Raw genomic sequence first — 13,339 nt, 5'->3', positions numbered from 1 at the left:
TGCAACGCGTCAGTGCAGCGAACCCTGGCCATGTCGCATTTTCGTGGCGAACTGGCTGGCGGCTTCATTGGGCATCGGACTCGCGTGAATGTGCGCAATGCGCCATTCGCCGCGTTCGTGAACCATCACGTAAGTAGTGAACACCATTGCGGGCGTGGCTTTCGGATCGGCCGGCCGGTGTGCTTCGGCAATCGCGTAGACCACCGTGCCGAGGCTGTCGTAGACGCGGATGTCGAGCGGTTCGATGGAAACGGGCGCGGCTTCGAGCTGGATCTGCAGGCCGGCGCGAATACTCTCGAGGCCGTGCAGGTGCGAACCGTCGGCGCAGATGCAACTGACGAACTCTTCATCGATCCACAGACCCATCAAGCTGTCGATATTGACCTCGGCGACGGCCTGGTAATAGGCGTTCAGGGTATCGGCGGCGGCTTCGAAGATATGGGCAAAACGTGGCATGGCTCGTCAGTCTCTTGTGCGCGGCGCGCGGTTGCGGGCAGCGGTCAGCGGGACAGTCCGGAGCACCGGACAATCGCACCCGAGCGCCAGAATGCCCGCGCCGCAAGGCGCGAACATGACGCGACGCGCTCAGGGGCGTGCGGTGTTGCGTGCAAGTGTCAGCGGTGCCGACAGACTCAGCGTTGCGCGAGCAACATGCCGCGCAAATCGCCGAATACCTGCTCGGCGCTCAACTGCTTCAGGCAGTTCAGATGACCGAGCGGACACTCGCGCTCAAAACAGGGGCTGCATTCGAGATGAAGCCATTGTACCTTCGCAAGCTCGGACAAGGGCGGCGTGTGGCGTGGATCGGTCGACCCGTACACGGCCACCAGCGGCCGGCGCAGCGCGGCGGCCACGTGCATCAGCCCGGAGTCGTTGGTGACGACCGCGTTGGCGCGCGAGATCAGCGCGCACGCCTCGCCCAGCGCGGTCTGGCCGCACAGGTTGCGCACGTTCGGCGCTTTCTCGGCGATAGCCTGCGCGAGCGGCGCATCTTTGGGCGAACCGAGCGCGACGATCTGCGTGTACGGGAACGACTGGCCGACCATCTGCGCGAGCGCCGCGAAGTGTTCGGGCGGCCAGCGCTTGGCAGGGCCGTATTCGGCGCCCGGACAGAACACCAGCAGCGGCACGCGCGTATCGAGGTTAAAGCGCGCCGAGACGCGCGCCGCTTCGTTCAGGTCGGCTTCGAGGCGCGGCATCGGCAGGTCGTCGGGCACCTTGGCGCCGGGCGCGTAGGCGAGGGCGGCGTACTGGCCGACCATTGGCGGGCGCTCGTCCTTGCGCGGATTCGCGTGGCGCACGTTCAACAGGCCGTAGCGGCTTTCGCCGGTGTAGCCGATGCGCAGCCGGATCCCCGCCATCCACGGAATCAGCGCCGACTTGAGCGAGTTCGGCAGCACGTAGGCGGCGTCGTAGCCCACGTCGCGCAGGTCGCTCGCCAGCTGCCAGCGGCGCAGCATCTGCAGCTTGCCGTGCGCGAGATCCGTGGCGTAGACGTCGCGGATTTCCGGCATGCGTTCAAGTACGGGCGCGACCCAGGAGGGCGCGACCGCGTCGATGACGATGCGCGGATGCAATTTCACGAGGCGCGCAAACAGCGGCTGCGCCATCAATGCGTCACCGATCCAGTTCGGTGCGATAACCAACGCGCGACGCATCAGAATGAGTGTCCGGTGTCGAAACGAAACCTCGCGCGAGCCATGCGCGTGGCATTCGGATAGGTAAAAGGGGTAAAGCCAGGGGTAAAGCCGCAAGCCGCGTAGCGCGATTCCGGCGTGGCCGGACGCGCCGCGGCGGCGGCCCTGCTGTGGCGTGGCTGCTGTCGGATTGGGGTGCGCGGTCGCGTTTGCTTTCGCGTCGGCGTGACCACCGTGTGCAGCACGATCACGGCCGGCCTGTCGAACAGCGAACCGGGCCGCGCAACACGCGGCAGGTCACGAAGCGACCTCCGCAACGCAAACCGCAGCGCGACCCGAAACGCAACCCGCGACGAAGCACGCAGCCGGCCCGGCAAGCGCCACCACAAGCAATCAGTACTCAGTGCGCGGGGCTCAATGACCCTTGACCACTTCGCCGTCGCGCAGCTTGTAACGCGTGCTGCAGTACGGGCACTTGGCTTCGCCGTGCGTGACGTCGATAAAAACGCGCGGATGGGCGCTCCAGCGCGGCATGGCCGGGTTCGGGCAGTAAGCCGGCAGATCTTTTGCCGACAGTTCGACCAGCGGCATTTCCTTGATTTCGCTCATGAGGGGTTCTCGTTGTATGCAGGGGGCGTGCGTTGCGCTGGCTGTGCCGGCGCAACGCACGTTAAATCTTGGTCAGCCAGTGCGCGTACTTGTCGCTCTTGCCGTTCACGATATCGAAGAAGCCCGATTGCAGCTTCTCGGTGATGGGACCGCGTGCGCCCGAGCCGATCGTGCGGTTGTCGAGTTCGCGGATCGGCGTGACTTCGGCGGCGGTGCCGGTGAAGAACGCTTCGTCGCAGGTATAGACCTCGTCGCGCGTAATGCGCTTTTCGATCACCTGGATGCCCGCGTCGCGCGCCAGCGTGATGACCGTGTCGCGCGTAATGCCGTCGAGGCACGACGCCAGGTCCGGCGTGTACAGCTTGCCGTTGTTCACGAGGAAGAAGTTCTCGCCCGAGCCCTCGGACACATAGCCGTCCACGTCGAGCAGCAGGGCTTCGTCGTAACCGTCGGCGATGGCTTCCTGATTGGCGAGGATCGAGTTCACGTACCAGCCCGACGCCTTGGCGCGGACCATCGACACGTTCACGTGGTGGCGCGTGAACGACGAGGTCTTCACGCGGATGCCCTTGGCAATGCCTTCTTCACCGAGGTAAGCGCCCCACGGCCAGGCGGCGATCGCCACATGGATGGTGTTGCCCTTGGCCGACACGCCGAGCTTTTCCGAACCGACCCAGATGATGGGGCGCAGGTAGCAGGACTCGAGCTTGTTTTCGCGGACCACTTCGCATTGCGCGGCGGCGAGCGTTTCGTGGTCGAACGGCACGTCCATCTGGAAAATCTTGGCCGAGTTCAGCAGGCGCTTGGTGTGTTCCTGCAAACGGAAAATCGCGGTGCTGCCGTCCACCGTCTTATAGGCGCGTACGCCCTCGAAGACGCCCATGCCGTAATGCAGCGTGTGGGTGAGCACGTGGATTTTGGCATCGCGCCAGTCGATAAGCTTGCCATCCATCCAGATCTTGCCGTCGCGGTCGGCCATTGACATACGATTCTCCAGCAGGTGCGTTGTTAGGCATAGCTATGACAGGCATAGCCAAGACCGGCATTTTAGCGTCTTTTGCGCGCGGAACGAGCATTTGGCCGCATTCCGGACGCTATAATCCGGCGCACGCATAATTCAAATCCGGATGCGCCAGCGGGTGCTTGACGACCTGGCGCCGACTTCCCTTCGTTACGACGCCTCTCGCGCCCGCGTTTCGCCTCATGCTCGCTCGCCTGTCAGAAACCGATCGCCGTGCCTTCCGCGAGGGCGCGCGCGACTATTCGCCCACGCTGATGGCGATCCTCTCCTGGGGGCTTGTCACCGGCATTGCCATGAGCAAATCGGTGCTCACGCTGCCGCAGGCGCTCACCATGTCGCTGCTGTGCTATGCCGGTTCGTCGCAACTGGCGGTGCTGCCGCTGCTCGCCGCCAAGCTGCCGGTCTGGACCGTGCTGCTTACCGCCGCGATGGTCAATACGCGTTTCGTGATCTTCAGCGTCGGTCTGGCGCCGCACTTCTCCTATCTGTCGATGTGGCGGCGCATCGTGCTCGGCTACTTCAACGGCGACGTGATCTATCTGCTGTTCCAGAAGAAGAGCTTCCCGACCGGATATGTACCGGGCAAGGAGGCGTACTACTGGGGCATGGCGCTGTGCAGCTGGCTGTCGTGGCAAGTGTCGTCGATCGTCGGGATTCTGCTGGCGAGCCTGATTCCCGACAACTGGGGTCTCGCGCTGGCGGGCACGCTGGCCTTGCTGCCCATCATGGTGTCGGCGATCGCGACGCGCTCCACGCTGGTTGCGGTCGCGATCGCCGGCGTGGTGTCGCTGCTCGCGTTCGACCTGCCGTACCGGCTCGGGCTGCCGCTCGCGGTAATCGCGGCGATCGTTGCCGGCAGCGCCGCCGACCTGATGGTCGAACGCGCCGACCTGCGCCGCATCCGTAACAGCACCGGGGGCTCCCGATGACCTCCACGCAGATCTGGCTGGCCATATTCGGCATGACCTTCGTCACCACCCTGACACGCGCCATGTTTCTAATCGGCGGCGAGCGCACGGTTTTACCGGCGCGGATCCAGCGGATGCTGCGCTATGCACCGGCCGCGGCGCTCGCCGCCGTGGTGTTGCCGGACGTGCTGGCGACCCCGGAGGGCCTGTCGTTCGCGCTGTCGAACCATGAGTTCTACGCCACGCTGTCGGGTCTCGGATGGTTTTTGTGGCGGCGCACCATGCTCGGCACCATTGTGGTCGGAATGGTTGTGTTCACGCTGTTGCGCCTCTTCATGTGATGGACGAGGCAGGAAATGCTGCGCCGCGGCATGCGCGCCGCATCCTTCAAATACGGGACATTCGCCCCGTTGCGGGTCAGAAGGCAGTGTGGATCAGTTAAAATGGTCGTTTCCGGGATAACCGCGCCGCTGCAAGGCGCGCGCAGCCGCGGCCCAGCCGCCGGCACCCGATTCAGTGGAGCCGCTGCCGTGCCTGAGCGCTGGAGTTCACCGCGCCCGAGTGCCGCGCGCCGTCCGCCACCGCCTTCCCATCAACTCGCACACACACGCCCATGAACAAGGTATTGCGTCTCTCCGATCTGATCGCCGAAGGCAAGCTATCCGGCAAACGCGTGTTCATCCGCGCCGATCTGAACGTGCCGCAGGACGATCAAGGCAACATCACCGAAGACACCCGTATCCGCGCTTCCGTGCCGGCCATCAAAGCTGCGCTCGACGCGGGCGCCGCCGTGATGGTCACGTCGCACCTGGGCCGTCCCACAGAGGGTGATTTCAAGCCTGAAGACTCGCTCGCGCCGGTCGCGAAGCGGCTGGCCGAACTGCTCGGCCGCGACGTCCCGCTGGTGGCGAACTGGGTCGAAAACGGCGTGAACGTCGCGCCGGGCTCGGTCGTGCTGCTGGAAAACTGCCGCGTCAACAAGGGCGAAAAGAAAGATTCCGACGAACTCGCGCAAAAAATGGCGAAGCTCTGCGACATCTACGTGAACGACGCGTTCGGCACCGCTCACCGCGCCGAAGCCACCACGCACGGCATCGCCAAATATGCGCCCGTCGCGTGCGCAGGCCCGCTGCTCGCGGCCGAACTCGAAGCGCTCGGCAAGGCGCTGGGCGCGCCGAAGCGTCCGCTGGTGGCGATCGTCGCCGGCTCCAAGGTGTCGACCAAGCTGACCATTCTGAAGTCGCTCGCCGACAAGGTCGATCAACTGATCGTGGGCGGCGGCATTGCCAACACGTTCATGCTGGCCGCGGGCCTGAAGATCGGCAAGTCGCTCGCCGAGGCCGATCTGGTGAGCGAAGCCAAAGCCATTATCGACGCCGCGAAAGCGCGTGGCGCCTCGGTGCCGATCCCGACCGACGTGGTCACGGCCAAGGAGTTTTCGCCGACCGCCAAGGCAGAAGTGAAGGCCGTCGCCGACGTTCAGGACGACGACCTGATCCTCGACATCGGGCCGGAAACCGCCAGGGTGCTCGCCGCGCAACTGGAAAAGGCCGGCACGATCGTCTGGAACGGTCCGGTCGGCGTGTTCGAATTCGACCAGTTCGGCAACGGCACGAAGACGCTGGCGGAGGCTATCGCCAAATCGTCGGCGTTCTCGATTGCCGGCGGCGGCGATACGCTCGCTGCGATCGCCAAGTACGGCATCCACGACAAGGTCAGCTATATCTCCACGGGCGGCGGCGCTTTCCTTGAATTCCTCGAAGGCAAGAAGCTGCCGGCGGTCGAAGTTCTGGAATCGCGGGCTTAACGTGGCGACGCGCTCCCCCACGGCAAAGTCTGCGAAAGCGCGTGGCGGCAAGCCGCGCAACAGCGCAGCGGCATCGGCAGGGGAGCGCGCGGCGCGCTCTGCCGCCACTCCGGCGGCGGCCGGCTCCGCGGTTGAGTCCGCGAGCGGCCCAGCTGGCAAGCAACACGAAGAATCCGGCTCGCCGCTCGCGCGCGTGGAGTTGACCACTGCAGGGAAGGCTGCGGAATCGTCCAGCACAAACGCTGTGCAAAGCGCCCCCTCTCCCGCGGAACTCCCGGACGACGAGATCACGCTCATCTCCCCACCGGCACCCCCCGTGCTGGCATCGAACACCGCTTCACCCTATAAAGCGACGCTGGTTTCAACCGGCGCGCAGCCCCCGGCAGCATCCTTCGGTGCGCAGCCTCCGCATCCGACTCGCAGCGTTCTTTCCAGCGATCTCACCCAGACGAGGAGACTCATGCATCGCGCCACCAAGATTGTCGCTACCATCGGACCGGCTTCCAATACGCCGGAAATCCTGCTGCAAATGATTCAGGCGGGGTTGGACGTGGTGCGGCTCAATTTCTCGCACGGCACCGCCGACGACCACCGCCAGCGCGCCGAATTCGTGCGCGAGGCGGCCCGCCAGGCCGGCCGCGAAGTCGCCATCATGGCGGACCTGCAAGGCCCGAAGATCCGGGTCGGCAAATTTGAAAACGGCAAGATCATGCTGGTCGCCGGCGAGCCGTTCGTGCTCGACGCCGACTGCGAACTCGGCAACGAGCAACGCGCCGGCCTCGACTACAAAGACCTGCCGCGCGACCTGAAACCGGGCGACGTGCTGTTGCTCAACGACGGCTTGATCGTGCTGAGCGTTTCGCGCGTGATCGGCAACGAGATCCACACGGTCGTCAAGATCGGCGGCGAGCTGTCGAACAACAAGGGCATCAACCGCCAGGGCGGCGGTCTTTCCGCGCCGGCGCTGACCGCCAAGGACATGGAAGATATTCGCACCGCCATGTCGCTCGGCGTCGATTATGTCGCGGTATCGTTCCCGAAGAACGCGACCGACATGGAAATGGCCCGCCAGTTGGCGAACATTGCCGGCGCGCCGTTCGGCGTCAAGCCGAAGATGATCGCCAAGATCGAGCGCGCCGAAGCGATTCCGGCGCTGCAAGGCATTCTCGACGCGTCGGACGGCATCATGGTTGCGCGCGGCGATCTGGCCGTGGAAGTGGGGAATGCCGCAGTTCCGGCGCTGCAAAAGCGCATGATTCGTATGGCGCGCGAATCGAACAAATTCGTGATCACCGCCACGCAGATGATGGAGTCGATGATTCACGCGCCGGTGCCGACCCGCGCCGAGGTGTCGGACGTCGCCAACGCCGTGCTGGACGGCACGGACGCGGTGATGCTGTCGGCGGAATCGGCGGCGGGCAAGTATCCGGTGCAGACCATCGAGACCATGGCGGCGATCTGTATCGAAGCCGAGAAGTCGGAGCAGTCGGAGCTGGACAAGGATTTCCTCGACCGCACGTTCACGCGGATCGACCAGTCGATCGCAATGGGCGCGCTCTTCACAGCGTTCCATCTCGGCGCGAAGGCGATCGTGGCGTTGACGGAATCCGGCTCGACCGCGTTGTGGATGTCGCGTCACTGGACTCACGTGCCGATCTTCGCGCTCACACCGCGCGTGGGCAGTGAACGGGCAATGGCGCTGTACCGCAACGTGACGTCGCTGCACCTCGATACCAACACAGACCGCGACACCGCGTTGCAGCAGGCGTTGGAAACCGTGGTGAGCAAGGGCTACGCGTCGCGCGGCGACATGGTGGTGCTGACCGTCGGCGAGCCGATGGGGCAGGCCGGCGGCACGAATACGCTGAAGATCGTACGGGTCGGCGAGCCGTATTGATCGTGCTGCGTGGCAACGGAGGAAGTGCTGAAGCCCTTCCTCCGGATCGACGCACACGGCTCGATCGGCACCCGGCTGATTGGCCGAAGCAGGCTGCCGTGCCCCGCGAGAGGCGGCGCACAGGCTCCAGTCGCGCGTTGCAGCGGGCAGCACCGCTCCGCGCTTCAGGGCGTGTGTGACGGGTATGCAGCTTGCTTCGCGATAAAATCGCCCAAAAGATGCCGACGGCCCAGGAATTCGTTTCAATCTAAGGAGTTAAGCATGCCTCTCGTATCAATGCGTCAACTGCTGGACCATGCCGCTGAAAACGGCTATGGCCTTCCGGCATTCAACGTGAACAACCTGGAGCAGGTGCAGGCGATCATGGCGGCCGCCGACAAGGTCAACGCACCGGTCATCATGCAGGCTTCGGCCGGCGCGCGTAAGTACGCGGGCGAGGCGTTCCTGCGCCACCTGATCGAAGCCGCGGTCGAGTCGTATCCGCATATTCCGGTCGTGATGCACCAGGACCACGGCCAGTCGCCAGCGGTCTGCATGGCGGCGATCCGCAGCGGTTTCACCAGCGTGATGATGGACGGTTCGCTCGAAGCCGACGGCAAGACGGTCGCCTCGTACGAGTACAACGTGGATGTGTCGCGCAAGGTCGTGGAAGCGGCGCATTCGATCGGCATCACGGTGGAAGCGGAACTGGGCGTGCTCGGTTCGCTGGAAACCATGAAGGGCGACAAGGAAGACGGCCACGGCGCGGAAGGCACGATGACGCGCGAGCAGCTGTTGACCGATCCGGAGCAGGCGGCCGACTTCGTCAAGCTGACCCAGTGCGACGCGCTGGCTATCGCGATCGGTACGTCGCACGGCGCGTACAAGTTCAGCAAGAAGCCCACGGGCGACATTCTGTCGATCCAGCGCATCAAGGAAATCCACCAGCGCATTCCGAACACGCACCTGGTGATGCACGGGTCGTCGTCGGTGCCGCAGGAACTGCTGGCTGAAATCCGCGAATTCGGCGGTGACATGAAGGAAACCTACGGCGTGCCGGTCGAGGAAATCCAGGAAGGCATCAAGAACGGCGTGCGCAAGGTCAATATCGACACCGACCTGCGTCTGGCGATCACCGGCGCGATCCGCCGCTACATGGCGACCAACCCGGGCAAGTTCGATCCGCGCGATTACCTGAAGCCGGCGCGCGAAGCGGCGATGAAGATCTGTATCGAGCGCTACACGCAATTCGGCTGCGAAGGCTAGGCAGGCAAGATCAAGCCGGTTACGCTTGATAAAATCGCGGAGAAGTACAAGTCGGGCGAGCTCGCGCAAGTCGTCCGCTAAGCTGTCAACATGCACTGCGCCTGGCCGTTTGGCCAGGTTGTTGTTAGATCGCCGTTCCCGCATCATCCGGGGAACGGCGTTTCCCTTTTGTTCCGGTCACACTTTTTGTCCCATTTTTAGCGAACCACGACGATGTCTACCCTCTACGAATCCACGCTCCACTCGCTGCCGCTGCTCGGCCGCGGTAAAGTCCGCGACAACTATGCGGTGGGCAACGACCAGTTGCTGATCGTCACGACCGACCGTCTGTCGGCGTTCGACGTCATCATGGGCGAGCCGATTCCGAATAAGGGCCGTGTGCTCAACGAAATGGCGAACTTCTGGTTCGAAAAACTCAAGCACGTGGTGCCGAACCACCTCACGGGCGTCGCGCCCGAATCCGTGGTGGCGGCAGACGAAGTGGAGCAGGTCAAGGGCCGCGCGGTGGTCGTGAAGCGTCTCGAGCCGATCCTCGTCGAAGCCGTGGTGCGCGGCTATCTGGCCGGCAGCGGCTGGAAAGATTACCAGGCTACCGGTTCGGTGTGCGGCGTCGTATTGCCGCCGGGTCTGCAGAACGCGCAGAAGCTGCCCGAGCCGATTTTCACGCCGGCGGCCAAGGCGGAAATGGGTCACCACGACGAAAACATCACGTACGACGAGATGGAACGCCGCATCGGCACCGAACTGTCGGCCACGATCCGCGACATCTCGATCAAGCTGTACAAGGAAGCCGCAGATTACGCGGCCACGCGCGGCATCATCATCGCGGATACGAAGTTCGAGTTCGGGCTGGACAACCACGGCAAGCTGTACCTGATGGACGAGGCGCTGACCGCGGACTCGTCGCGTTTCTGGCCGGCCGATCAATATCAGGTCGGCACCAATCCGCCGTCGTTCGACAAGCAGTTCGTGCGCGACTGGCTCGAAACCCAGCCGTGGAAGAAAGAGCCGCCAGCACCGAAGCTGCCCGACGACGTGGTCGCGAAGACGGGCGAGAAATACCAGGAAGCGCTCGAACGCCTGACCGGGCACAAGCTCGCCTGATTCCGCGCACCGGTTGGATTCGCGCCGCCTGAAAAGGCCGCCTCAACGGTTCCGTGCCGCAGGAAGTCCTTCGCCAGGGAAAGTACCTCGCCCCGAAGGAAGTCCCGGAAGGGATTGGGGAATCACCCTCTCTGGACCTGGCGCGAAGCGACCGGTTCCGGGGCGCTCTCGAGAAACAAGGAAGCCGTAACATGAGTGAAGCTCAAACCGCCCATACGCACGGCGCGCCGGTTGTCGGCGTGCTGATGGGTTCCAGTTCCGACTGGGAAGTCATGAAAAACGCCGTGGCCATTCTGCAGGAATTCGGCGTGCCCTACGAAGCGAAGGTCGTGTCCGCGCACCGCATGCCCGACGAAATGTTCGCCTATGCTGAAAGCGCGCGTGAGCGCGGCATTCGCGCGATCATCGCCGGCGCGGGCGGCGCGGCGCATCTGCCGGGAATGCTGGCGGCCAAGACCACGGTGCCGGTGCTCGGCGTGCCGGTGGCGAGCAAGTACCTGAAGGGCGTCGATTCGTTGCATTCGATCGTGCAGATGCCCAAGGGCGTGCCGGTCGCTACGTTTGCGATTGGCGAAGCAGGCGCGGCGAATGCGGCACTGTTCGCCGTGTCGCTGCTGAGCGGCACGAGCAATGAATACGCGGAGAAGCTGGCTGCATTCCGCGTGCGCCAGAACGAAGCGGCCCACGCTATGGTGTTGCCGGCGCTGTAAGCGCACAGACTGATTGCTTCAAGACGTCCCCCTGTCCGACCCCCGGCCGGGTGCCTGCCATCGCATTGCATGCACACCCGGCCGCGACCGACTACTAAGATGAACCCAGACAACACACCGGTTTCACCGATTCTGCCCGGCGCATGGCTTGGCATGGTCGGTGGCGGCCAGCTCGGCCGCATGTTCTGCTTTGCCGCTCAGGCTATGGGCTATCGCGTCGCCGTGCTCGATCCGGACGAAAACAGTCCGGCGGGCGCCGTTGCCGATCGCCATCTGCGCGCGGCGTACAACGACGAAGCGTCGCTCATCGAACTCGCGCGGCTGTGCGCGGCGGTGTCCACGGAGTTCGAGAACGTGCCGGCCGCGAGCCTCGACTTCCTCGCGCGGACCACCTTCGTGAGTCCGGCTGGCCGCTGCGTCGCCGTGGCGCAGGACCGTATTGCCGAGAAACGCTTCATTGCGTCGTCGGGCGTGACGGTCGCGCCGCATGTGGTGATCGAGTCGTCGGATGCGCTCGCCGCGCTCGACGACGCCAAACTCGAAGCCGTGCTGCCGGGCATTCTCAAGACCGCCCGCATGGGCTACGACGGCAAAGGCCAGATTCGCGTGCGCAACGCCGAGGAAGTGCGCGAGGCGCATGCTTCGCTCGCCGGCGTGCCGTGCGTGCTGGAAAAGCGTTTGCCGTTGAAGTTCGAAGTGTCCGCGCTGATTGCGCGGGCGGCGAGCGGCGCCTCGGTGGTCTATCCGCTCGCGCAGAACACGCATCGCGACGGCGTGCTGTCGCACACCATCGTCCCGGCGCCGGACGCGAGCCCGACGCTCGTCCAGCAGGCGCAACAGGCCGCGCTGCAAATCGCCGACAAGCTCGGTTACGTGGGCGTGCTGTGCGTCGAGTTCTTCATTCTCGAAGACGGTTCGCTGGTCGCCAATGAAATGGCGCCGCGTCCGCACAATTCTGGCCATTACACCGTCGACGCCTGCGCGACCAGTCAGTTCGAGCAGCAGGTGCGCGCCATGACCGGCATGCCGCTGGGCGATACACGTCAGCATTCGCCGGCGGTGATGCTGAACATTCTCGGCGATGTGTGGTTTCCGGACGGGCCGAAGCGCCCGGCGGTCACGCCGCCCTGGCAGGAGGTCGCCGCGATGCCGGCGGCGCGTTTGCATCTGTACGGCAAGGAAGAGGCGCGTTGTGGCCGGAAGATGGGCCACGTGAACTTCACGGCGGCTACGCTCGAAGAAGCCCGTACCGCTGCGCGCGATTGCGCACGGCTTCTGCACATCATCACGAGCTGATACGAAAGCCATGCCGGATCAACAGAAACCCGCCGAAGGCGCATTGCCTGTGAGCGCCGCGCAGATCGAACACGCGGCGGCCTTGCTCGATGCGGGAGAGCTGGTCGCATTCCCCACGGAGACGGTGTACGGTCTCGGCGGCGACGCGGAGAATCCCGACGCGGTCGCGCGTATTTATGCGGCGAAAGGCCGGCCGGCGAATCATCCCGTCATCGTGCATCTTGCGCCGCAAGGCGATCCGAACTACTGGGTCGAGTATTTGCCTGCGGAAGCACAGCGGCTGATCGACGCGTTCTGGCCGGGGCCGCTCACGTTGATACTGAAGCGCGCCGCCCGTATTCCGGCGGCGGTGAGCGGCGGGCAGGATTCGGTGGGGTTGCGCTGTCCATCGCATCCTGTTGCGCAAGCTTTGCTGGAGGCGTTCAGCGCATTGCGCAGTGGACATGGCGGTGTGGCGGCGCCGTCGGCGAACCGGTTCGGGCATGTGAGCCCGACCACGGCGCAACATGTGCGAGACGAGTTCGGCGACACGATTCATGTGCTGGACGGCGGCGCGTCGGATGTCGGTATCGAATCGACCATTCTGGATTTGTCGCGCGGCTTTCCGGCGCTGTTGAGGCCGGGGCGCGTCACGCCGCAAGATATCGCCGACGTGCTCGGCGAGGCGCCGCGCTTGCCCGACGGTTCGGACGCGACTGCGCCGCGCGCGTCCGGTACATTGAAGGCGCACTATGCGCCGCGCACGCCGTTGGCGCTATTGCCGTTTGGCGCGCTGGAGACTTTGCTTGCCGCGCGGCAAGCGGATGAGCGCGTGGCGTTGGTGGCGCGCGCTTCGCGTGCGGGACATTGGGCCGATGCCGAGGGCGTGCATTTCATCGCAGCGCCTGAAGATCCGCATGTCTATGCGCGTGAACTGTACGGCCTGCTGAGGGTTCTCGACCACGCGAACGTTTCGCGAATTCTTATCGAGAAGCTGCCGGATACGATTGAGTGGATTGCTGTTAATGATCGGTTGGGGCGGGCTGCGGCTGCGTTTGCAGCGCAAGACTGATAGACCATTAACAACTCAAGAAAAGACCAAAAAAGCCAGCCCAACAAACAGGGC

The 13,339-nt window shown here is 64.4% G+C and carries 12 protein-coding genes and 1 pseudogene; 9 read left to right on the top strand and 4 right to left on the bottom strand.

Annotation, left to right across the window (positions count from 1 at the left end; genetic code table 11):
• Positions 1-9: 9 nt before the first annotated feature.
• The 4 genes from NE850_RS10700 to NE850_RS10685 all read right to left on the bottom strand — a co-directional run bounded on the left by NE850_RS10700 (position 10) and on the right by NE850_RS10685 (position 3,231).
• On the bottom strand, positions 10-456 hold the full coding sequence (locus NE850_RS10700; RefSeq protein ID WP_007180500.1) for a nuclear transport factor 2 family protein: 447 nt from the start codon (positions 454-456) through the stop codon (positions 10-12).
• A 176-nt stretch (positions 457-632) separates the two neighbouring features.
• The gene (gene waaF, locus NE850_RS10695; RefSeq protein ID WP_310698724.1) at positions 633-1,658 is read right to left on the bottom strand and encodes a lipopolysaccharide heptosyltransferase II; all 1,026 of its coding nucleotides are present in this window, start codon (positions 1,656-1,658) and stop codon (positions 633-635) included.
• Between the two features lie 393 nt (positions 1,659-2,051).
• A complete protein-coding gene (locus NE850_RS10690; protein ID WP_007180502.1) occupies positions 2,052-2,246 on the bottom strand; it encodes a zinc-finger domain-containing protein in 195 nt (64 codons plus the stop codon).
• Between the two features lie 61 nt (positions 2,247-2,307).
• On the bottom strand, positions 2,308-3,231 hold the full coding sequence (locus tag NE850_RS10685; RefSeq protein ID WP_007180503.1) for a branched-chain amino acid transaminase: 924 nt from the start codon (positions 3,229-3,231) through the stop codon (positions 2,308-2,310).
• 218 nt (positions 3,232-3,449) lie between these two features.
• Between NE850_RS10685 and NE850_RS10680 the strand changes: the two genes are divergently transcribed.
• From NE850_RS10680 to NE850_RS10640, 9 genes and pseudogenes are all read left to right on the top strand, one after another.
• On the top strand, positions 3,450-4,196 hold the full coding sequence (locus NE850_RS10680) for an AzlC family ABC transporter permease (RefSeq protein WP_310698723.1): 747 nt from the start codon (positions 3,450-3,452) through the stop codon (positions 4,194-4,196).
• Positions 4,193-4,516: an AzlD domain-containing protein gene (locus NE850_RS10675; protein ID WP_007180505.1), complete on the top strand. Its 324-nt coding sequence runs from the start codon at positions 4,193-4,195 to the stop codon at positions 4,514-4,516. The genes NE850_RS10680 and NE850_RS10675 overlap by 4 nt, the downstream gene beginning before the upstream one ends.
• A 272-nt stretch (positions 4,517-4,788) precedes the next feature.
• On the top strand, positions 4,789-5,982 hold the full coding sequence (locus NE850_RS10670; RefSeq protein WP_007180506.1) for a phosphoglycerate kinase: 1,194 nt from the start codon (positions 4,789-4,791) through the stop codon (positions 5,980-5,982).
• A 460-nt stretch (positions 5,983-6,442) separates the two neighbouring features.
• Positions 6,443-7,879, top strand: a complete 1,437-nt coding sequence (pyk, locus tag NE850_RS10665) for a pyruvate kinase (RefSeq protein WP_165187003.1) — start codon at positions 6,443-6,445, stop codon at positions 7,877-7,879.
• Positions 7,880-8,140: 261 nt separating this feature from the next.
• Positions 8,141-9,205, top strand: a pseudogene (gene fba, locus NE850_RS10660) (class II fructose-bisphosphate aldolase).
• A gap of 132 nt (positions 9,206-9,337) precedes the next feature.
• Positions 9,338-10,228, top strand: coding sequence for a phosphoribosylaminoimidazolesuccinocarboxamide synthase (locus tag NE850_RS10655; protein ID WP_007180509.1), 891 nt, complete (start codon positions 9,338-9,340; stop codon positions 10,226-10,228).
• A gap of 191 nt (positions 10,229-10,419) precedes the next feature.
• Entirely contained in the window at positions 10,420-10,938 is a 519-nt protein-coding gene (gene purE, locus NE850_RS10650; RefSeq protein ID WP_007180510.1) for a 5-(carboxyamino)imidazole ribonucleotide mutase, read from the top strand.
• 99 nt (positions 10,939-11,037) lie between these two features.
• A complete protein-coding gene (locus NE850_RS10645) occupies positions 11,038-12,234 on the top strand; it encodes a 5-(carboxyamino)imidazole ribonucleotide synthase (RefSeq protein WP_007180511.1) in 1,197 nt (398 codons plus the stop codon).
• A 10-nt stretch (positions 12,235-12,244) separates the two neighbouring features.
• Entirely contained in the window at positions 12,245-13,285 is a 1,041-nt protein-coding gene (locus NE850_RS10640) for an L-threonylcarbamoyladenylate synthase (protein WP_007180512.1), read from the top strand.
• Positions 13,286-13,339: the final 54 nt, after the last annotated feature.

The organism is Paraburkholderia sp. USG1 (assembly GCF_031570135.1).
Taxonomy (GTDB): domain Bacteria; phylum Pseudomonadota; class Gammaproteobacteria; order Burkholderiales; family Burkholderiaceae; genus Paraburkholderia; species Paraburkholderia dioscoreae.
This window is presented reverse-complemented; position numbering and strand designations above follow the sequence as displayed.